The 20,858-nt window shown below is 68.4% G+C and carries 19 protein-coding genes; 8 read left to right on the top strand and 11 right to left on the bottom strand.

Going from position 1 to position 20,858, the window contains the following annotated elements; translation table 11 throughout:
* Window positions 1-109: 109 nt before the first annotated feature.
* Entirely contained in the window at window positions 110-1,570 is a 1,461-nt protein-coding gene (gene tldD, locus AC3WPZ_RS11555; RefSeq protein WP_291119303.1) for a metalloprotease TldD, read from the bottom strand.
* Between the two features lie 60 nt (window positions 1,571-1,630).
* A complete protein-coding gene (rodA, locus tag AC3WPZ_RS11560) occupies window positions 1,631-2,788 on the bottom strand; it encodes a rod shape-determining protein RodA (RefSeq protein ID WP_444687326.1) in 1,158 nt (385 codons plus the stop codon).
* A gap of 25 nt (window positions 2,789-2,813) precedes the next feature.
* Here rodA and AC3WPZ_RS11565 point away from each other — a divergent pair, with 25 nt between their 5' ends.
* The 8 genes from AC3WPZ_RS11565 to AC3WPZ_RS11600 all read left to right on the top strand — a co-directional run bounded on the left by AC3WPZ_RS11565 (window position 2,814) and on the right by AC3WPZ_RS11600 (window position 11,137).
* Entirely contained in the window at window positions 2,814-3,425 is a 612-nt protein-coding gene (locus AC3WPZ_RS11565; protein ID WP_492439637.1) for a YqiA/YcfP family alpha/beta fold hydrolase, read from the top strand.
* Window positions 3,426-3,449: 24 nt separating this feature from the next.
* The gene (locus tag AC3WPZ_RS11570; RefSeq protein ID WP_492439639.1) at window positions 3,450-5,525 is read left to right on the top strand and encodes a ribonuclease catalytic domain-containing protein; all 2,076 of its coding nucleotides are present in this window, start codon (window positions 3,450-3,452) and stop codon (window positions 5,523-5,525) included.
* Between the two features lie 34 nt (window positions 5,526-5,559).
* A complete protein-coding gene (locus AC3WPZ_RS11575) occupies window positions 5,560-6,429 on the top strand; it encodes an energy transducer TonB (RefSeq protein ID WP_382154605.1) in 870 nt (289 codons plus the stop codon).
* Window positions 6,430-6,440: 11 nt separating this feature from the next.
* Window positions 6,441-7,187, top strand: a complete 747-nt coding sequence (gene mtgA / locus AC3WPZ_RS11580; RefSeq protein WP_492439642.1) for a monofunctional biosynthetic peptidoglycan transglycosylase — start codon at window positions 6,441-6,443, stop codon at window positions 7,185-7,187.
* A gap of 112 nt (window positions 7,188-7,299) precedes the next feature.
* Window positions 7,300-7,917 (top strand): lysophospholipid acyltransferase family protein, encoded by a 618-nt coding sequence (locus tag AC3WPZ_RS11585; protein ID WP_492439644.1) that lies wholly within the window; start codon window positions 7,300-7,302, stop codon window positions 7,915-7,917.
* A 90-nt stretch (window positions 7,918-8,007) separates the two neighbouring features.
* Window positions 8,008-9,000, top strand: a complete 993-nt coding sequence (locus AC3WPZ_RS11590; RefSeq protein WP_382321721.1) for a phosphatidate cytidylyltransferase — start codon at window positions 8,008-8,010, stop codon at window positions 8,998-9,000.
* Window positions 9,001-9,011: 11 nt separating this feature from the next.
* Window positions 9,012-9,560: a crossover junction endodeoxyribonuclease RuvC gene (gene ruvC, locus AC3WPZ_RS11595; RefSeq protein ID WP_291119282.1), complete on the top strand. Its 549-nt coding sequence runs from the start codon at window positions 9,012-9,014 to the stop codon at window positions 9,558-9,560.
* A 23-nt stretch (window positions 9,561-9,583) separates the two neighbouring features.
* Window positions 9,584-11,137 carry a PAS domain-containing protein gene (locus tag AC3WPZ_RS11600; RefSeq protein WP_444691479.1) on the top strand — a complete coding sequence of 518 codons (1,554 nt, stop codon included), beginning with the start codon at window positions 9,584-9,586 and terminating at the stop codon, window positions 11,135-11,137.
* A gap of 16 nt (window positions 11,138-11,153) precedes the next feature.
* Here AC3WPZ_RS11600 and AC3WPZ_RS11605 read toward each other — a convergent pair whose 3' ends face one another.
* From AC3WPZ_RS11605 to ftsW, 9 genes are all read right to left on the bottom strand, one after another.
* Window positions 11,154-11,330 (bottom strand): hypothetical protein, encoded by a 177-nt coding sequence (locus AC3WPZ_RS11605; RefSeq protein ID WP_291119276.1) that lies wholly within the window; start codon window positions 11,328-11,330, stop codon window positions 11,154-11,156.
* A gap of 21 nt (window positions 11,331-11,351) precedes the next feature.
* Window positions 11,352-12,275, bottom strand: coding sequence for a UDP-3-O-acyl-N-acetylglucosamine deacetylase (lpxC, locus tag AC3WPZ_RS11610; RefSeq protein WP_382321729.1), 924 nt, complete (start codon window positions 12,273-12,275; stop codon window positions 11,352-11,354).
* Between the two features lie 379 nt (window positions 12,276-12,654).
* Window positions 12,655-13,863 (bottom strand): cell division protein FtsZ, encoded by a 1,209-nt coding sequence (gene ftsZ, locus AC3WPZ_RS11615; protein ID WP_444687330.1) that lies wholly within the window; start codon window positions 13,861-13,863, stop codon window positions 12,655-12,657.
* Window positions 13,864-14,064: 201 nt separating this feature from the next.
* Entirely contained in the window at window positions 14,065-15,294 is a 1,230-nt protein-coding gene (ftsA, locus tag AC3WPZ_RS11620; protein WP_291118114.1) for a cell division protein FtsA, read from the bottom strand.
* A gap of 13 nt (window positions 15,295-15,307) precedes the next feature.
* On the bottom strand, window positions 15,308-16,102 hold the full coding sequence (locus AC3WPZ_RS11625; RefSeq protein WP_382321732.1) for a cell division protein FtsQ/DivIB: 795 nt from the start codon (window positions 16,100-16,102) through the stop codon (window positions 15,308-15,310).
* Window positions 16,103-16,118: 16 nt separating this feature from the next.
* Entirely contained in the window at window positions 16,119-17,084 is a 966-nt protein-coding gene (locus tag AC3WPZ_RS11630) for a D-alanine--D-alanine ligase (protein ID WP_492439647.1), read from the bottom strand.
* Complete coding sequence (gene murC / locus AC3WPZ_RS11635) at window positions 17,081-18,490, bottom strand: UDP-N-acetylmuramate--L-alanine ligase (protein WP_382154578.1); 1,410 nt, start codon at window positions 18,488-18,490, stop codon at window positions 17,081-17,083. Before murC ends, AC3WPZ_RS11630 begins: the two co-directional genes overlap by 4 nt.
* Window positions 18,487-19,563 carry an undecaprenyldiphospho-muramoylpentapeptide beta-N-acetylglucosaminyltransferase gene (gene murG / locus AC3WPZ_RS11640; protein ID WP_444687334.1) on the bottom strand — a complete coding sequence of 359 codons (1,077 nt, stop codon included), beginning with the start codon at window positions 19,561-19,563 and terminating at the stop codon, window positions 18,487-18,489. The genes murC and murG overlap by 4 nt, the downstream gene beginning before the upstream one ends.
* Entirely contained in the window at window positions 19,560-20,825 is a 1,266-nt protein-coding gene (gene ftsW / locus AC3WPZ_RS11645) for a putative lipid II flippase FtsW (protein ID WP_382325722.1), read from the bottom strand. The genes murG and ftsW overlap by 4 nt, the downstream gene beginning before the upstream one ends.
* Window positions 20,826-20,858: the final 33 nt, after the last annotated feature.

A 20,858-nucleotide genomic window follows, 5' to 3' on the forward strand; every position in this document is an offset into this window, starting at 1 on the left:
AGCTTCGCCTCTCGTCCGCCGGGGACTGAGAACCAAAAATAAAAGGCAAAAAAGGCGAAGCGCGAAGACATGGGTTCGAAATGTAGCACAGGCAATTGAAAACGCCGAGTCAAGCGGTGCCGCCGACCGTCAGGCCATCGATGCGCAGCGTCGGCTGGCCCACGCCCACCGGCACGCTCTGGCCTTCCTTGCCGCAGGTGCCCACGCCGCTGTCGAGCTTCATGTCGTTGCCGATCATGCTGACGCGGGTCAGCGCGTCCGGGCCATTGCCCACCAGCGTGGCGCCCTTCACCGGGTACTGGATCTGGCCGTTCTCCACCCAGTAGGCCTGACTGGCCGAGAACACGAACTTGCCGCTGGTGATGTCGACCTGGCCACCGCCGAAGTTGGTGGCGTACAGGCCCTTCTTGATGCTGGCCACGATTTCCTCGGGCGCCTTGTCGCCACCCAGCATGTAGGTGTTGGTCATGCGCGGCATGGGCACGTGGGCGTAGCTCTCGCGACGGCCATTGCCGGTGGGCTTTACGCCCATCAGGCGCGCGTTCATCGCGTCCTGGATGTAGCCGCGCAGAATGCCGTCCTCGATCAGCACATTGCGCTGCGAGGTGTGGCCTTCATCGTCCACGTTGAGCGAGCCCCGGCGGTCGGCGATGGTGCCATCGTCGAGCACGGTCACACCCTTGGCGGCCACGCGCTGGCCGATGCGGCCGGCGAAAGCGCTGGAGCCCTTGCGGTTGAAATCGCCTTCCAGCCCGTGGCCCACCGCCTCGTGCAGCAGGATGCCGGGCCAGCCCGAGCCCAGCACCACCACCATCTCGCCGGCCGGTGCAGGGCGTGCGTCGAGGTTGGTCAGCGCGTAGGACACGGCCTCGTCCACGTAGGACTGCACCATGGCATCGTCGAAATAGGCCAGGCCGAAACGGCCGCCGCCGCCGGACGAACCGGCTTCGCGCCGGCCCGACTGCTCGGCGATCACCGTCACCGACAGGCGGATCAGCGGGCGCACGTCGGCCGCCAAAGTGCCGTCGGCGCGCGCCACCAGCACCACGTCGTATTCGCTCGCCAGGCCGGCCATGACCTGCTTCACGCGCGGGTCCTTGGCCTTGGCCATGCGCTCCACTTTTTCCAGCAGCGCGACCTTGGCGGTGCTGTCGAGCGTGGCGATCGGGTCCAGGCCCGGGTAGAGCGAACGCGACTTGGGCACCTTCACCGCCGGCACGCGCACCTTGCGGCCCTGGCCCTGTGCCGAAATCGAGCGCACCGTGTGGGCGGCATCGATCAGCGAGTCCCAGGACAGGTCGTCGGAATAGGCGAACGCCGTCTTTTCACCGCTGACCGCACGCACGCCGACCCCCTGGTCGATGCTGAAGCTGCCTGTCTTGACGATGCCCTCTTCCAGGCTCCAGCCTTCGCTGCGCGTGGTCTGGAAATACAGGTCGGCGTCGTCCACGCCGTGCGACATGATCTCGCCGAGCGCGCGCTGCAGGTGCGTGGGGCTCAACCCGAACGGTTCGAGCAACAGGCTTTGGGCGGTGGCCAGACGGGCCAGGGTGGGTTCGCGTGAAATCATCGGCCCATTGTAAGAACCCTGGCGCCGCGCGCTGCCGTCAGGGCCTTGCCGTCAACCGCTCTAGGACTGCATCAGGCGCTTGGACTTGGCGATCGCCATCAGGATGCCCAGCCCCACGCCCAGCGTCACCATGGCCGTGCCGCCATAGCTCACGAAGGGCAACGGCACGCCCACCACGGGCAGGATGCCGCTGACCATGCCCATGTTGACGAAGGCATAGACGAACACGTTGAGCGTGACCGCGGCCGCCACCAGCCGGGAAAACTGGGTCGGCGCCTCCACCGCGATCAGCAGGCCGCGCACGATCAGGAAGATGAAGCCAGACATGAGGCCCAGCACGCCCATGAGCCCGAATTCCTCTGAGAACGCGGCATAGATGAAGTCGGTGGTGCGTTCGGGAATGAATTCCAGGTGGGTCTGCGTGCCCTGCATGAAGCCCTTGCCCCAGATGCCGCCCGAACCGATGGCGATCATGCCCTGGATGATGTGGAAACCCTTGCCCAGCGGGTCTTTCGAGGGGTCGAGCAGGGTGCACACGCGCTGGCGCTGGTACTCGTGCAGGATCTGCCAGTCCACGCCCGGCGCGCACATCTGCGGCTCCATGGCGATCAGCGTCACCACGCCGATCACGCCCAGCAGCACCGGCGGCAGGATCAGCTTCCAGCTCAGGCCGGCGAAAAAGATGACGGCCAGGCCGGACGACATCACCAGCAGCGAGGTGCCCAGATCGGGTTGCTTGAGGATGAGCGCCACCGGAATGATGAGCAGGATGCCGGCCGCCACGAAATCCAGCGGCTTGAGCTGGCCTTCCCGGCGGTGGAACCACCAGGCCAGCATCAGCGGCATGGCGATCTTCATGAGTTCGCTGGGCTGGATGACGGTGACACCGATGTCCAGCCAGCGCTGCGAGCCCTTGCGCATGATGCCGAACAGCTCCACGCCCAGCAGCAGCATCACGCCCAGGGTGTACAGCGGCACGGCCAGCGTCATCAGCCGGTGCGGCGGTACCTGCGACACGAGGAACATCAGCCCCACGGCCAGCAGCATGTTGCGGCTGTGGGCGGCGAAGCGGGTGCCGTGGTCGAAGCCCACCGAATACATGGTGATCAGGCCGGCGCCGGCCATCAGCAGGATGGCGAACAGCAGCCAGCCGTCAAAGCCCTGAAAAATCGGGGCGATGCGCTGCAGCAGGGTGGGTTTGTCGAAGACGGCGGCCATGTTGGGCCCCGATTATCCTTCGCTCATGACATCCCCCACCACCCACCTGTTGTATCTGCATGGTTTTCGTTCGTCGCCGCAATCGATGAAGGCGCAGAAGGTTGCCGCGCGCATGCAGGCGCGGCACCCGGAGGTGGTCTGGTGGTGCCCTCAACTGCCGCCCTCCCCGCGCGAAGCCATGGACATGGTGGCGCGCGGCGTGCAGGACTGGCCGCGCGAGACCATGGGCGTGGTCGGCTCGTCGCTGGGCGGCTTCTACGCGCGCTGGCTGGCGCTGCAGACCGGTTGCCGCCGCACGGTGCTGCTCAACCCGGCCGTGTTTCCCGCGCGCGACCTGGTGAAATACATCGGCGAACAGACCGCCTGGCACGACCCGCAGGCGCGCTTCGTCGTCGACCCGGCCTTCATGGGGGAGCTTCAGCAACAGCAGGACGACATCGCCCGCCTGGCTCCTTTGCACCCGGCCTCGCCGGAGCGCCAGTTCGCCATCGTGGCCAAAGGCGACGAGGTGCTGGACTGGCGCGAAATGCAGGCCTTCTGCGCAGGGGGAACGACCCGCCTGCTGGAGGGCGGCGACCACGCCATCAGCGACTTCGACGACCACATCGACGACCTGTTCCGTTTCCTGGACCTGTAACGGCCCCATGGGACAATCGCGCCCATGCACATCCTGTTTGATGAAGCCGGCAAGCTGTTGACCGGCCGCCTCCTGTCCGAGGCCGAAAGTTCCCTGCAAGTCGAGCTCGAATCCGGCAAACGCGTCAAGGTCAAGTCGGCCAATGCCTTGTTGCGCTTCGAAAAACCCGCCCCCAGCCAGCTGATGCCGGCGGCCACCGCCCTGGCGGAGACCATGGAGCTGGAGCTGGCCTACGAATTCGCGCCCGAGGACGAGTTCGGGTTCGTGGACCTCGCCCACGAGTATTTCAGCGACAAGGCGGGCATCACCGAACAGGTGGCCGCGCTCCTGTGCCTGCAAGGCGCGCCGCACTACTTCCGCCGCGCCGGCAAGGGCCGCTACAAGAAGGCGCCGGCCGACATCCTCGCGCAGGCCCTGGCCGCGATCGAGAAGAAGAAACAGGTGCAGGCACAGATCGAGGCCTGGGCGGCCGAGCTCGCCAGCGGCAGTTGCCCGGCGCCGGTGCGCCAGCAGCTCTACAAGCTGCTGTTCCGGCCGGACAAGAACGCGCCCGAGTACAAGGCCGTGGTGGAAGCCGCGCGCACCAGCCACACCGCGCCGCTCACCCTGCTGCAGAACGCGGGCGCCATCAGCAGCGCCTACCAGTTCCACTGGCAGCGCTTCCTGTTTGACCAGTTTCCCAAGGGCACGGGCTTCCCCCCGCTGCAGGCCCCGGTCATCGCCGACGAGCTGCCCCTGGCGCCGGTGCAGGCCTTCTCCATCGACGATTCGCAGACCACCGAGATCGACGACGCGCTCTCGCTGCAAGGCCTGGGCAGCGGCAGTGTCACGCTGGGCATCCACATCGCGGCGCCCGGCCTGGCCGTGGCGCCGGAAGGCCCCATCGACCAGGTGGCGCGCACGCGCCTGTCCACCGTCTACATGCCCGGCCACAAGCTCACCATGCTGCCCGACGAGGTGGTGCAGGCCTACACGCTCATGGCCGGGCGCGATTGCCCCGCCGTGTCCCTGTACGTCAGCTTCGACGAAGCCACCCTGGCCGTCACCGGCAGCCGCACCGCGCTGGAGCGCGTGCCGATCGCGCTCAACCTGCGGCACGACCAGCTCGACACGGTGATCACCGAAGCCTGGCTCGCGGGCGAGGCGCCGGCGACCGATGTCCCCGCCGAGATCGCGGCCCTCCAACCCTCGCTGGGTTTCCTGTTCCGCCTGGCCCTGCACCTCAAGGCGCAACGCGAGGTGGTGCGCGGCAAACCCGAGAACTTCACCCGCCCGGACTACACCTTCCGCCTCGAAGGCGTGAGCGGCGACGAACCGCAGGGCGACGAGCGGGTGGTCATCGGCACCCGCAAACGCGGTGCCCCGCTGGACCTGATGGTGGCCGAGGCCATGATCCTGGCCAACAGCACCTGGGGCAACTGGCTGGCCGACTGCGGCGTGCCCGGCATCTACCGCAGCCAGGCCAGCCTGCAGCCCGGCGTCAAGGTGCGCATGGGCACCAAGGCGCAGCCGCACGCGGGCATCGGCGTCAAGAGCTACGCATGGAGCACCTCGCCCCTGCGCCGCTACGTGGACCTGGTCAACCAGTGGCAGATCATTGCCTGCGCGCGCCACGGCAAGACCGCCGCGCTGGCCGCGCCGTTCAAGCCCAAGGACGCCAACCTGTTCTCCATCATCAGCGCCTTCGACGCCGCCTACACCGCGTACAACGGCTTCCAGAACGGCATGGAGCGCTACTGGACGCTGCAGTACCTGCGGCAGGAAGGCGTCACCGAGCTCACCGCCACCCTGATCAAGGACAACCTGGTGCGCGCCGACACCCTGCCCCTGGTGCTGCCGGTGCTGGGCGCCGACGGCCTGCCGCGCGGCGCGCACGTGCGCGTGAAGCTGGGTGAGATCGACGACATCACGCTCGACATCCACGGCACCGTCACCGAGCGGCTGGACCTGCCGGTGGACGACGTGGGCGAGACCGCGGGCGACGACGCCGAGGAAGAGGAGGCACTGGCCGCGCCGCTGGCCCTGGCCATCGACGTCAACGAAACCGAGGGCGAAAACGCCGCCCAGCCCCCCCAAACGCCCGGCCCGGCAGGGGATTGAGGCCCAGGCGACACCCAGCACGGATAATGCCCGCGTGAAGCCGTCCGCCCTGTCCTTTTTCAAGAAGCTGAGCACGCTGCAACTGGCGCTGGGGGTGTCGGTGGCCGTGCACGCCGCGCTGCTCACGGTGCGCTTCGTGGACCCCGAGCGCTTCAACCGCGTGTTCCAGGACACGCCGCTGGAAGTCATCCTCGTCAACGCGCGCGGCAACGAACGGCCCGACAAGGCCACGGCCATCGCGCAGACCTCGCTGGCCGGCGGTGGCGAGGCCGAACGCGGCCGCGCCACCTCGCCCCTGCCACCTGCCACGGTGGCCCGCATCGGCGACGCGCACGAAGAAGACGAGCGCACGATCGAGATGCTGCGCGAGCAGCAGAACCGCCTGCTGGCCCAGGTGCGCCGCGAGCTCGCCAAGATGCCGCCGCCCGACCCCGAGTCGGTCAACCCCAGCCAGGCCTCGTCGGAGCGCGAGCAGAAGCGCCGCGCGCTGGTGAAGATCCTGGCCGAGATCGAAAAGCGCATCAACGAAGAAAACGCGCGGCCCAAGAAGCGCTACATCAGCCCGGCCACGCGCGAGGCGGTCTACGCCATCTACTACGACGAGCTGCGCCGCAAGATCGAGGACCGGGGCACCACCAACTTCCCCGAAGTCGGCGGCCGCAAGCTCTACGGCGAACTCACCATGACCATCACGGTCAACCACAACGGCGCCGTGCTCGACACCGAGGTGGTGCAGCCCTCGGGCATCAGCCAGCTCGACCGCCGAGCCCAGGCCATCGTGCGCAGCCTCTCGTTCGGCCGCTTCAACGAAGCCATGCGCCGCCAGGCCGACCAGATCGTGGTCGTCTCGCGCTTCCGCTTCACGCGCGACGAGACGCTGCAGACCCAGCTCTCGGGGCAATAGGTCCACACCGCATGAGGTCCCTCGGACGCTGGTTGCTGTGGCTGGTCCTCGCAGGGCTGGCCCTGCAGCTGTTCTTTCTGGCGCGCATCGCGCTCATGGTCGCGGTCGATCCCACCAGCACCGCCTTCATGCGCTCCGAGGCCTGGCGCATCGCGGGCGCCAGCCTGCAGAGCGACAAGGGTTGGCGCTGGTCGCACCACTGGGTGCCCGATGCCCAGATCAGCCCGCACCTCAAGCGCGCCGTGATCGCCTCCGAAGACGCCGGCTTCACCGACCACCGGGGCGTGGACTGGGGCGCGATCGAAGGCGCCTGGCAGAAGAACGAGCGCCGCCAGCAACTGGCCGAAAAACGCGCCGCGCGCCAGCCCGCCCAGCCCGCGCGCGAGCCCAAGGTGGTCGGCGGCTCCACCATCACGCAGCAACTCGCGAAAAACCTGCTGCTCTCCGGCGAACGCCAGCTGCTGCGCAAGGGCCAGGAGCTGGTGCTCACGCTGATGCTCGAAGCCCTGCTCGACAAGCGCCGCATCCTGGAGATCTACCTCAACAGCGTGGAGTGGGGCGAAGGCATCTTCGGCGCCGAGGCCGCCTCGCAGCGCTACTTCAACAAGCCGGCCAGCAAACTCAGCCCGCACGAGGCGGCGCGCTTGGCGGTGATGCTGCCCTCGCCCAAGTTCTTCGAAACCCGCCAGGGCTCGGCCTACCTGGCGCGCCGCACCGGCACCATCGTGGCCCGCATGGGCGGGGTCGCATTACCATGAGCCCCCCGTGCGCCACTTCGCGGCTTCCCCCCAAAGGGGGGCGACGCCTGCGGCCGGGCAAAGCCCGTTCCGTGGCGTCTCTGGACGCGGCACCTCGCTCGCAAAGCGATCCATGAAGCTTCCTGCCTCCGTCATGAGCGTGTTCCTGCTGGGCCTGGTGCGCCTGCTCACCGGCGCGCAGGCGCGCTGGCACGGCTGCCCGCCCAAGGCCGAGCAGCGCATCTATTTCGCCAACCACCAGAGCCACGCCGACCTCGTGCTGATCTGGGCCGCGCTGCCGCAGGAGCTGCGCAGCATCACGCGCCCGATCGCGGCCAAGGACTACTGGACCGCGTCGAACTTCAAGCGCTGGATCACCACCGAGGTGTTCAACGCCGTGTACGTGGAGCGCGAGCGCAAGGGCGACGAAGACCCGCTGGCGCCGCTGGTGCAGGCGCTGGAGAGCGGCGACTCGCTGATCCTCTTTCCCGAGGGCACGCGCGGCCACGAGGAAGACCCGCAGCCCTTCAAGTCGGGCCTGTACAACCTGGCGCAGCGCTTTCCCGGCGTGGTGCTGGTGCCGGCCTGGATCCACAACGTGCAGCGCGTGATCCCCAAGGGCGAGGTGGTGCCGGTGCCGGTGCTGTGCTCGGTGACCTTCGGCGAACCGCTGGTGCTGGGCGCCGAGGAACCGCGCGCCGATTTCCTGAAACGGGCCCGCGAGGCCGTCATGGCCCTTCGGGACGTCTAAGAACATGAGCCCCCACACTCGTCATTTCATGTACTCATTGCCCCCCAAGGGGGCGCAGACCGCCCTTGGGGCGGCCCGGCGGACGGTCTGATGGGTTCCTTCCTTCGCAGCCTCACCCCCGACCAGCAGGTCAGCCTCGTCTTCGTGGTGCTGTTCGGCCTGCTGATCATCGCCAGCGGCGTGGGCGTGCTGCTGTCGCTGCGCGAGCGCCGCTCGGGCGACGACGACGCCAGCGGCGAACGCGCGCTGCGCCTGCAGGACAACCAGGCGCTGCTGCGCAGCTCCTGGATGATGATGCTGGTGTTCTGGGTCGGCTGGGTCATGGGCGAGGGCTTCGCCATCGTGCTGTTCGGCCTGGTCTCGTTCTTCATCCTGCGCGAGTTCATCAGCCTCTCGCCCACGCGCCGGGGCGACCACCGCAGCCTGGTGCTGGCCTTCTTCATCGTGCTGCCGCTGCAGTACGCGCTGGTCTGGACGGAACGCTTCAACCTGTTCACCGTGTTCATCCCGGTCTACGTGTTCCTCGCGATTCCCGTGGTGAGCGCGCTGGGCAACGACCCGCAGCGTTTCCTCGAGCGCAACGCCAAGCTGCAGTGGGGCATCATGGTCTGCGTGTACGGCATGAGCCACGTGCCCGCCCTGCTGCTGCTCAGCTTCCCCGGTTTCGTCGGCAAGACCGCGTTCCTGGTGTTCTTCCTGGTGCTGGTGGTGCAGACCTGCATGCTGGTGCAGCACCTGGCCGCGCGCGGCCTGCGCCGGCCGGTGGCCCCCGCTATCAGCGGCAGCTTCCACTGGCGCAGCTGGGCCCTGGGCCTGGTCGCCGGCGGCCTGCTGGGCGCCGTGCTCTCCGGCTTCACGCCCTTCAAGCCCCTGCCCGCGCTGGCCATGGCCCTGGTGGCTTGTGTGGCCGGCAGCTTCGGCCACCTGGTCATGAAGGCCATCAAGCGCGACCGCGGCGTGACCCACTGGGGCTTGGCGGGCCGCTCGGTCACCGGTGCCAGCGGCCTGCTCGACCGCGTGGACGCCCTGTGCTTCGCCGCGCCCGTGTTCTTCCATTCGGTGCGCTGGACCTTCGACCTTTGAGACCTTCCACCATGCGCATCCTCGGCATCGACCCCGGCCTGCAATGCACCGGCTTCGGCGTGATCGACACCGAAGGCGCTGCCCTGCACTATGTGGCCAGCGGCACCATCCAGACCAGCCCGAAGGACGGCGCCCTGCTGCCCGAGCGGCTCAAGATCCTGTTCGACGGCATCACCGAGGTGGTGGCGCGCTACCAGCCCCAGATGTCGGTCTGTGAAATCGTGTTCGTCAACGTCAACCCCCAGGCCACGCTGCTGCTGGGCCAGGCACGTGGCGCCTGCCTCACGGCCCTCGTGGCCAACAAGCTGGAGGTGGCCGAGTACACCGCGCTGCAGTTGAAGAAGGCCGTGGCCGGCAACGGCCGGGCCGGCAAGCCGCAGATGCAGGAAATGGTCAAGCGCCTGCTGCGCCTGCCCGGCCTGCCCGGCAAGGACGCGGCCGACGCGCTCGGCCTGGCCATCACCCACGCCCAGGTGAGCCGCACCCTGGCGGCGATCAACAAGGTCTCCACCCAACAGGCTCGCACCCACGCCACCTACAAGGCCGGCCGGGTGTATTGATGGGCATGGAGGGTTCTTCGCCGTTGCGCCGTTTCAGCCTGGGGGCCTGGCTCGCCATCGCATTCACGGTCCTGTCGCTGTTGCTCACCTTGAGCCTGACGCTGTTCAGCGACCGCGCCGCGAGCAACCAGGTGCGCGAGGCCATCGGCGCCAACCTGACCGAGCTGGCGCAGCAGACCGCGAGCCGGCTGGACCGGTCCATGTTCGAGCGCTACCGCGAGGTGCGCCTGATCGCCCAACGCCTGAGCGGCCACACCGACTTCGGCGCGGTCCGCGGCGAGATCGAGGCCCTGCAGAAGAGCTACCCGCACTACGCCTGGATCGGCGTGACCGACACCGCGGGCGTGGTGCGCACCGCCACGCGCGGCATGCTCGAAGGCGTGGATGTGTCGGCGCGCCCCTGGTTCCGCAACGCCATGGACGGCCACCCCATGGGCGACGTGCACGATGCCGTGCTGCTCGCCCAGCTGCTGGGCACGCCGGGCAGCGAGCCGATGCGCTTCGTCGACATCGCCTTTCCGCTCACCGACGCGGCCGGCCAGACCACGGGCGTGCTGGGCGTGCACCTGTCGTGGAACTGGGCCAGCGAGATCCAGGACGCGATCTTCACCCCCGTGAGCCGCCACCGCAGCGTCGACCTGCTGATCGTCTCGACCACCGGCGCGGTGCTGCTCGGCCCCAAGGACCTGCAAGGCACGGTGCTGAAGGTGCCGAGCGTGGAAGCCGCGGGGCGCGGCGAATCGGGGCATGCGACGGAAACGTGGCCCGATGGCCAGACCTACCTCGTGGGCCACACGCGCGACAACGGCTTCGACACCTACGCCGGCCTGGGCTGGCGCGTGCTGGTGCGGCAGACGCTGGACGAGGCCTACGCCCCGGTGAACCAGCTGCACCGGCGCATGCTGCTCGGCGGCATCGCGGCGGCACTGCTGTTTTCCCTGCTGGGCTGGCTGGTGGCGCGCCTGATCACCCGGCCCCTGCTCGACCTGACCGACGTGGCGCGCGGCATCGAGGCCGGCTACGCGGTGAAGGCGCCCACCACCGCGGCCTACCGCGAGGTGGCCATGCTGGGCAATGCCTTCAACTCCCTGGTGAAGGGCCTGCAGGCCAACGAGGCGGCGCTGCGCCAGAACCATGCCGCGCTGGAGCGGCGCGTGAGCGAGCGCACCGCCGAGTTGCGCGAGACGGTGGACGACCTGCGCGCCAACGAAGAGCGTGTGCAGACCGTGATCGACAGCGCGCAGGAAGCCTTCATCGGCATCGATTTCGACGGTTGCATCACCGACTGGAACGCCGCGGCCGAAACCCTGTTCGGCTGGAAGCGCCAGGAGGTGCGCGGCGAATCGCTGGCCGACACCATCCTGCCCGAGCGTTACCACATCGCTTTCGTGAAGGCGCTGGCGCATTTCCACACCACCGGCAAGGCCCCGTTCACGGGCCGGCTGCTTCGGCGCACGGTGGTGGACCGGCAGGGTCGCGAGATGGAAGTGGAGATGAAGATCGGCCTGATCCACACCAGCGAGCTGCAGCTCTTCAGCGCCTTCGTGCGGCCGGTGACCGAGCCGCCATCGCACTGACTGAACGGCGGTCTGGCTAGAGCAGGCGCTCCAGCACGAGCACGCCGAAGAAGCCCAGGGCCGCGATGACGGTCCACTTCAGGATCACGATGCCCCAGGTGCGGTAACGTGCCTGGCCGGTGCCGATGTAGAAGGCAAAACACACGCCCGCTGCCAGCAGCAGCAACATCACGGTCCAGCGGAACAGCAGCATGAGGGGTGGTGGTGGCGGCGCTTACCAGGCCGGTGCGAGCTGGGCGAAGCCGCGCGGGGCTTCGCGCTCGTGTTCGAAGCTCACGATCTCGTAGGCGTCGGGCTGGTCCAGCAGGGCGCGCAGCAGCTGGTTGTTCATCGCGTGGCCGCTGCGGAAGGCGCTGTAGGCGGCCAGCAGTGGTTTGCCCACGATGTAGAGGTCGCCCATGGCGTCGAGGATCTTGTGCTTGACGAACTCGTCCTGGTAGCGCAGGCCGTCGGCGTTGAGCACTTTCACGTCGTCCATCACGATGGCGTTGTCCAGCCCGCCGCCCATGGCCAAACCGTTGGAGCGCATCATTTCCACGTCGCGCGTGAAACCGAAGGTGCGGGCGCGGGCGATCTCGCGCGCGTACTGGCCGCTGCCGAAGTCGAACTCCACGCGCTGGCCGGTGGAGTTCACGGCCGGGTGGTTGAACTCGATCTCGAACGCCAGCTTGTAGCCGTGGAAGGGGTCGAGCCGCGCCCACTTGAGCGTGCGGCCGTCGCCTTCGCGCACTTCCACCGGTTTGGTGACGCGGATGAAGCGCTTGGGCGCGTTCTGCATCACGATGCCGGCGCTTTGCAGCAGGTAGACGAAGGAGGCCGAGGAACCGTCGAGGATGGGCACTTCTTCGGCCGTGATGTCGACGTAGAGGTTGTCCAGACCGAGGCCGGCGCAGGCGCTCATGAGGTGCTCGATGGTGTGCACCTTGACGCCGCCGTTGGAGATGGTGGAGGCCAGGCGGGTGTCGGACACCGCCATGGCATTGACCGGGATCTCCACCGGCGCGGACAGGTCGACCCGGCGGAACACGATGCCCGTGTCGGGCGCGGCCGGCCGCAGTGTCAGCTCCACCCGCTGACCGCTGTGCAGGCCGACACCGACGGCCTTGGTCAGGGATTTGAGGGTGCGTTGGGCAAGCATCCTTGAATTGTAGTTTTCCGGGCGCCAGAACATGGTTTAGAAAGCTGATGGCCTTGATAGGGAAGGCTTTTCTCCGTTTTTCTCCGGCTGAGACGGTCAGCGGCGACCGGGGTGACCGGCTCCGCGGGTGTCCCCCGCCCGTGGCTGCGCCACGGGCTCCTCCTTTACCCCGCTGCGCCGGCCACCCCGATCACCGCTGACCTACGTGCAAGAGAACCGCTGGCAAACAAACGCTTCTTCAGCTCGTGGACCCCGGGCGTTCTGCGCAGCGGGGTAAAGGAGGAGGACCGGCGAAGCCGGTCCGGGGGATACCCGCGGAGCAGAGCGCCCGGGGTCCACGAGCCCGCGAGGTGCAGGCAAGAAAACCCGGGGAAGAGACTCAGTCCGCCTGCTTGCGCAGGAAAGCCGGAATCTCGAAATCGTCCATGCCGCCGGAAGCCAGCGCATCCACCTTGGCCGCGGCCTGGGTGCGGTTGGTGCGCCAGACGCTGGGCACCGCCATGGAGTTGTAGTCCGGCTGCGCAGCACCCGGGCCGCCCACAGCGGCGTTCACGGTCGGCACATTGAACGGCACGTTGTCCGTACCGGTGCGCAGCACCTGCAGCGGAGGCGCCGTGCGGCGCACACCCTGGCGCGACAGGCCCGTCGCCACCACCGTCACGCGCATCTCGTCGCCCAGGGCGTCGTCGTAAGCGGCACCGTAGATCACGTGCGCTTCCGGCGAAGCGTAGGCGCGGATCGTGTTCATCGCCAGCTTGGACTCCGACAGCTTGAGCGAACCCTTGGCCGCCGTCACCAGCACCAGCACGCCCTTGGCGCCCGACAGGTCGATGCCTTCCAGCAGCGGGCAGGCCACGGCCTGCTCGGCGGCGATGCGCGCGCGGTCCGGGCCGGCGGCCACGGCCGTGCCCATCATGGCCTTGCCGGGTTCGCCCATCACGGTGCGCACGTCCTCGAAGTCGACGTTCACGTTGCCGTACTCGTTGATGATCTCGGCAATGCCGCCCACGGCGTTCTTGAGCACGTCGTTGGCGTGCGCGAAAGCCTCGTCCTGCGTGACGTCGTCACCCAGCACTTCCAGCAGCTTCTCGTTGAGCACCACGATCAGCGAATCCACGTTGGCTTCGAGCTCGGCCAGGCCGCTGTCGGCGTTGGTCATGCGGCGGCCACCTTCCCAGTCGAACGGCTTGGTGACCACGCCGACGGTGAGGATGCCCATTTCCTTGGCCACGCGGGCGATCACGGGGGCCGCGCCGGTGCCGGTGCCGCCGCCCATGCCGGCGGTGATGAACAGCATGTGCGCGCCCGCGATGGCTTCGCGGATGTCGTCCACCGCGACTTCGGCCGCGTCACGGCCCTTCTCGGGCTTGCTGCCCGCGCCCAGGCCGCTGGTGCCGAGCTGGATGGTCTTGTGCGCGGCGCTGCGCGTGAGCGATTGCGCGTCGGTGTTGGCGCAGATGAACTCCACGCCCTGCACGCTGCGCGAGATCATGTGCTCGACCGCGTTGCCGCCGCCGCCGCCCACGCCGATGACCTTGATCTGGGTGCCCTGGTTGAATTCTTCAACTTCGATCATTTCGATGCTCATTTGGAAGCTCCTTTTGTGGCCCTTGGAACGGTGTCGCCGGGCAATCTGTCAATACAAAAAATCTGCGGAATCGGGGAATGGCGAGGGTTCATCCAGGCGGCCCGGTGCATTCGGTGCACCGCCCTCGCTGGTGGCGTTCCAGGCTCATGGCATTGGCCGGCGTGAGGGCCGGGCTCGAAGACAGCGTGTTCGCGTTGTTCATCAGAAGGTCCCCACAAACCAGTTTTTGACCCGCTCGAGTGCGCCTTGCATCGAGCCCGCTTTCTGTGCCACCTTGTGCCCGCGCACGCGCGCCAGGCGCGCTTCCTCGAGCAGGCCCATCACCGTGGCCGCGCGCGTCTGCGCGACCATGTCGGACAGGGCGCTGGTGTAGTTCGGGATGCCGCGGCGCACGGGCTTGAGGAAGATGTCCTCGCCCAGTTCGACCATGCCCGGCATCACCGCGCTGCCGCCGGTGAGCACGATGCCCGACGACAGCATCTCTTCATGGCCGGAGTCGCGCAGCACCTGCTGCACCAGCGAGAAGATTTCCTCCACGCGCGGCTCGATCACGCCGGCCAGCGCCTGGCGGCTGAGCATGCGCGGGCCGCGATCGCCCAGGCCGGGCACTTCCACCTGCGTGTCCGGATCGGCCAGCAGCTGCTTGGCGCAGCCGCTTTCCACCTTGATGTCTTCGGCGTCCTTGGTCGGCGTGCGCAGGGCCATGGCGATGTCGCTGGTGATCAGGTCGCCCGCGATCGGGATGACCGCCGTGTGGCGGATCGCGCCGCCCGAGAAGATCGCCACGTCGGTCGTGCCCGCGCCGATGTCCACCAGCGCCACGCCGAGTTCCTTCTCGTCGTCGGTCAGGATGGCCTGGCTGGACGCCAGCGGGTTGAGCATGAGCTGGTCCACTTCCAGGCCGCAGCGGCGCACGCACTTGATGATGTTTTCGGCCGCGCTCTGCGCGCCGGTGACGATGTGCACCTTGGCTTCCAGGCGGATGCCGCTCATGCCGATCGGCTCTTTCACCTCCTGGCCGTCGATCACGAACTCCTGCGGCTCCACCAGCAGCAGGCGCTGGTCGGTGGAGATGTTGATCGCCTTGGCGGTCTCGATCACGCGCGCCACGTCGGTGGCGCTGACCTCGCGGTCCTTGATGGCCACCATGCCGCTGGAGTTGATGCCGCGGATGTGGCTGCCGGTGATGCCGGTGTAGACGCGCGCGATGCGGCAGTCGGCCATCAGCTCGGCTTCTTTCAAGGCCTGCTGGATGCTCTGCACCGTGGCGTCGATGTTGACCACCACGCCGCGCTTGAGGCCGTGGCTGGCCGACACGCCCAGGCCCGCGAGCTTGAGTTCGCCGTTGGACTGGACCTCGGCGACCACCACCATGATCTTGGCGGTGCCGATGTCGAGTCCGACCACCAAATCCTTGTATTCCTTGGCCATGATTGCTTCTTGATTACCTTCGGTTTTGAGATCCGCCAGCCGGCGTGTCGGTCACGGTGGTCACGCCGCGCAGGCGCAGCGCGTAGCCATTGGGGTAGCGCAGGTCCACGGACTGAACCGCGCCCGCGTAACGTTCGGTGAGCTGCGCCAGCGTGCCGGTGAAGCGGCGCGTGCGCGCCAGCAGTTCGTCGGGCGTGCCGCGGCCCAGCTCCACCTGGGCGCCGCTGTCGAGCTTGGCGCGCCAGGTGCCGCGCTCGGTGAGTTCGAGCCGCTCCAGGCCCAGGTCGAGGCGGCCGAGTTCGGTTTGCAGCAGCTGGTAGAGCGACCACACCTGGGCCGACTTCTCGACCGGGCCGGCCAGTTCGGGCAGGCCATCGCTGTCGTCGGGGCTGGCATCGAACACCTCGCCCAGGCGATTGACCAATTGGCCCGAACCCGACTCGCCCCACCAGGCCACGGCCTGGTGCTCTTCCAGCGTCACGCGCAGGCGGTTGGGGAACTCGCGCTGCACCACGGCCTTGCGCACCCAGGGCACGGACTCGAACAGCTGGCGCACCTGCTGCAGGTCCACGGTGAGGAAGCTGCCGTTCAGGCGCGTCTTCATCTGCGACGAGAGCTGGGCGCGGAAGGTCACGGCGTTCTGGTGCGCCACGTCGCCATGCACGGCGATGGCCTTGACCGACCAGATCGGGTGGCGCACCAGCCAGGTGGTGAACAGGCCCAGGCTCAGCACGGCGAACACCGCGACCAGGACGTGCGTGACCACGGTCATGAGCTTGACGTCCAAGGGCAGTTCGGTGCTGGGCATGGTGGTGTTCCGGGGCTCAGGCCGCGTGGTCCAGCGAGGCGGTGGCCAGCAGCGCCACGCACAGGTCTTCGTACGACAGGCCGGCCGCCTTGGCCGACATCGGCACCAGCGAGTGGCCGGTCATGCCCGGCGAGGTGTTGATCTCGAGCAGCCAGGGCTTGCGGGTCTTGGCGTCGATCATCACGTCGGCGCGCGACCAGCCGCGGCAGTCCAGCGTGAGGTAGGCCTTGAGCACCAGCGCCTGAATGGCGGCCTCTTCATCTTCGGGCAGGCCGCAGGGCACGAGGTACTTGGTGTCGTCGGTGAAGTACTTGTTCTGGTAGTCGTAGTTGCCTTCGGGCGCGACGATGCGGATCACCGGCAGGGCTCTTGCGTCGGCGCCCGTGCCCAGCACCGGGCAGGTGACCTCGTCGCCCGCGATGAACTGCTCGCACATCACCAGCGGGTCCAGCCTGGCAGCGAGTTCGTAGGCGGCGGCGCATTGCGCCTCGCTGGTCACCTTGGTCAGGCCGATGGTGGAGCCTTCGCGCACGGGCTTGACGATCATGGGCGAGCCCAGCGCCTTGAACGCGGCCAGGGTCTCGTCGGCGCTGTGCACCTGGCGCCAGGCCGGCGTGGCCAGGCCTTCGGCGATCCAGATGCGCTTGGTCATGAGCTTGTCCATGGCCACGCTGGAGGCCATCACGCCGGGGCCGGTGTAGGGAATGCCCATCAGCTCCAGGGCACCCTGCACCGTGCCGTCTTCACCGAAGCGGCCGTGCAGCGCGATGAAGCAGCGCTGGAAACCTTCGCGCTTGAGTTCGCCCATCTCGCGCTCGGCCGGATCGAAGGCGTGCGCGTCGACGCCCTTCGATTGCAGCGCGGCCAGCACGCCCTTGCCCGACATGAGCGAGACCTCGCGCTCGGCCGAGCGCCCGCCCATCAGCACGGCCACCTTGCCAAGCGACCTGGCATCCACCGTCATTGCCTTCTCCTGTTTCATGCGGTTGCTCCCTGCGCCAGCTCGATCACGCGACCGGCGACCGCGCCCACCGTGCCCGCGCCCATGCAGAGCACCACATCGCCGTCGCGCGCGTTGTCGAGCACGGCCTGCGGCATGGCGGCGATGTCGTCCACGAACACGGGTTCGAGCTTGCCGGCCACGCGCAACGCGCGCGCCAGCGAGCGGCCATCGGCCGCGACGATGGGGGCTTCGCCGGCCGCGTACACCTCGGCCAGCAGCACGGCATCGGCCTGGCCGATGACTTTCACGAAGTCTTCGAAGCAGTCGCGCGTGCGGGTGTAGCGGTGCGGCTGGAAGGCCAGCACCAGCCGGCGGCCCGGGTAGGCACCGCGCGCGGCCGACAGCGTGGCGGCCATCTCCACCGGGTGGTGGCCGTAGTCGTCCACCACGGTGCAGCTGCCGCCCGAAGGCAGCGCGGCTTCGCCGTAGCGCTGGAAGCGCCGACCCACGCCCTTGAACTCGGCCAGCGCCTGCTGCACGGCCTCGTCGGGCACGTTCAGCTCCACCGCGATGCCGATGGCGGCCAGGGCGTTGAGCACGTTGTGGTTGCCGGGCAGGTTGAGCACCACGTCCAGGTCGGGCAGCTCCACGCCGTTGCGGCGCTGCACGGTGAAGTGCATCTGCGTGTCCACCGCGCGCACGTTGATCGCGCGCACCTGCGCGTCTTCCGCGAAGCCGTAGCTGGTGATGGGCCGCGCGATCTGGGGCAGGATCTCGCGGATCGCCGCGTCGTCCACGCACACCACGGCCGCGCCGTAGAACGGCATCTTGTGCAGGAAGTCCACGAAGGCGGACTTGAGCTTGCCGAAGTCGTGGCCGTAGGTGTCCATGTGGTCGGCGTCGATGTTGGTGACGACCGAGAGCACCGGCAGCAGGTTGAGGAAGGAGGCGTCGGACTCGTCGGCCTCGACCACGATGTACTCGCCCGACCCCAGCTGGGCGTTCGCGCCGGCGCTGTTGAGGCGGCCCCCGATCACGAAGGTCGGGTCCAGCTGGGCGGCGGCCAGCACGCTGGCCACCAGGCTGGTGGTGGTGGTCTTGCCGTGCGTGCCGGCGATGGCCACGCCCTTCTTCATGCGCATCAGCTCGGCCAGCATCACCGCGCGCGGCACCACCGGCACGAGTTTCGCGTGCGCGGCCACCACCTCGGGGTTGTCTTCCTTCACCGCGGTCGAGGTGACGATGGCGTCGGCGCCCTCGATGTTCGCGGCGTCGTGGCCCACGAACACCTGGGCGCCCAGCGCCACCAGCCGGCGCGTGACGGTGCTCTCGCCCAGATCGCTACCGGAGATGCGGTAGCCCTGGTTGAGCAACACCTCGGCGATGCCGCTCATGCCGGCACCGCCGATGCCGACGAAGTGGATGTGACGGATGGCGTGCTTCATGGATTCGGGACTTTCGCGAGTTGCTCGCAGGCGGACACCACGGCCGCCACGGCTTCGGTCTTTTGCATCTGTTTGGCCTGGGTGGCCATGGCCAGCAGTTGCTCGCGCTGCACGGTCTGCAGGGTTTGCGCGAGCCGCTGGGGGGTGAGTTCGGTCTGGGGCACCAGCCAGGCGGCGCCGGCATCCACCAGGAAGCGGGCATTGGTGGTCTGGTGGTCGTCCACCGCCGAGGGAAACGGCACGAACAGCGCGGCCGCGCCGACGGCGGCGATCTCGGTCACGGTGCTGGCGCCGCTGCGGCAGACGATGAGATCGGCGTCGGCGAAGGCCTGCGCGGTGTCGTCGATGAAGGGGGTGAGCTCGGCGTGGATGCCAGCGGCGATGTAGTTGGCGCGCAGCGCGTCGATCTGCTTCTCGCCGCTCTGGTGCGTGACCTGCGGCTGCTGCACCTTGGGCAGCAGCGCCAGCGCCTGCGGCACCACGTCGTTGAGCGCCTTCGCGCCCAGGCTGCCGCCCACCACCAGCAGGCGCAGCGGGCCGCTGCGGCCGGCGAAGCGCTCGGCCGGCGCGGCCTGGCGCAGGAAAGGCGTGCGCAGGGGGTTGCCCACCCATTCGGCCTTCTTGAACACGTTCGGGAAGGCGGTGAACACGCGGTCGGCGACACCGGCCAGCACCCGGTTGGCCATGCCGGCCACCGAGTTCTGCTCGTGCAGCACCAGCGGCTTGCCGGCGAGCACGCCCATCATGCCGCCGGGGAAGCTGATGTAGCCGCCCAGGCCCACGACCACGTCGGGCTTGACGCGGCGCACCACCTGCAGCGACTGCCAGAAGGCACGCAGCAGGCGCAGCGGCAGCAGCGCGACCGTGACCAGCCCCTTGCCGCGCACGCCACCGAAGTCGATGGTCTCCAGCGCGAAGCCGCGCGGCGGCACGAGCCGGCTTTCCATGCTGCCGGGCGCGCCCAGCCAGTGCACGCGCCAGCCGCGCTCGCGCAAGGCTTCGGCCACGGCCAGGCCGGGGAAGATGTGGCCGCCGGTGCCACCGGCCATGATGAGGGCGCAGGGAGCCGTCACGAGCGCCCTCCCTTCATCATCTGGCGGTTCTCGTAGTCCACGCGAAGCACGAGCGCGATGGCCACCAGGTTCAGCAGAATGGCCGAACCGCCGTAACTCATCAGCGGCAGCGTCAGGCCCTTGGTGGGCAGCGCGCCCAGGTTCACGCCGATGTTGATGAAGGCCTGGAAGCCCATCCACAGGCCCACGCCCTGTGCCACCAGGCCGGCGAAGACCTGGTCGAGCGCGATGGCCTGACGGCCGATGTGCATGATGCGGCGCGTGAGCCAGAGGAACAGCGCGATCAGCACCACGACGCCGAGCAGGCCGAACTCCTCGCCGATCACGGCGAGCAGGAAGTCGGTGTGCGCCTCGGGCAGCCAGTGCAGCTTCTCCACGCTGCCGCCCAGGCCGACGCCGAAGATCTCGCCCCGGCCGAAGGCGATCAGCGAGTGCGAGAGCTGGTAGCCCTTGCCCAGGGCGTGCTCCACGCTCCAGGGGTCGAGGTAGGCGAAGACACGCTGGCGGCGGAACTCGCTGGTCATGACCATGAGCGCGAACGCGCCCACCACCACCAGCGCCATCAGGAAGAACATGCGCGCGTTCACACCACCCAGGAACAGGATGCCCATGGCGATCACCACGATCACCATGAAGGCGCCCATGTCGGGCTCGGCCAGCAGCAGCATGCCGACCACACCCACGGCCACCGCCATCGGGGCCACGGCGTGGAAGAAGCGTTCCTTGACCTCCATCTTGCGCACCATGTAGCTGGCGGCGTAGAGCAACACGGCCAGCTTGGCCAGTTCGGAGGGCTGAAAGTTCATGATGCCCAGCGAGATCCAGCGGCGCGCGCCGTTCACGCCCCGGCCGATGAAGGGCAGCAGCACCAGCGCGAGCAGCACCAGCGCCAGCGCGAACAGCCAGGGCGCCATCTTTTCCCACGAGCGCAGCGGGAACTGGAAGGCCACCATGGCCGCGATCACGCCGATCACCATGGAGATGCCGTGCCGCAGCACGAAGTGGGTGTGGGCGTAGTTCTGGAAGCGCGGGTTGTCGGGCAGCGCGATGGAGGCGGAATACACCATCACCAGGCCCCAGGCGAGCAGCGCCACCACCACCCACAGCAGAGGCTGGTCGAAACCGAGTTCGCGCACCGCCACGTTGCGCGTGCCGGCATAGGTGCGGTTGGACAGTCGCACCGGCAGGTTGTCGCGCGAGGAGCCTCCAGCGAGCGCGCCCGCGAGGTCGCGTCCCGGGAAGCGTGGCAGCAGGCCGGCCAGGCCGGCGCGCAGGCGCTCGCCCCAGGGGGCGCG

The organism is Hydrogenophaga sp. FW305-3-2-15-A-LB1 (assembly GCF_058787875.1).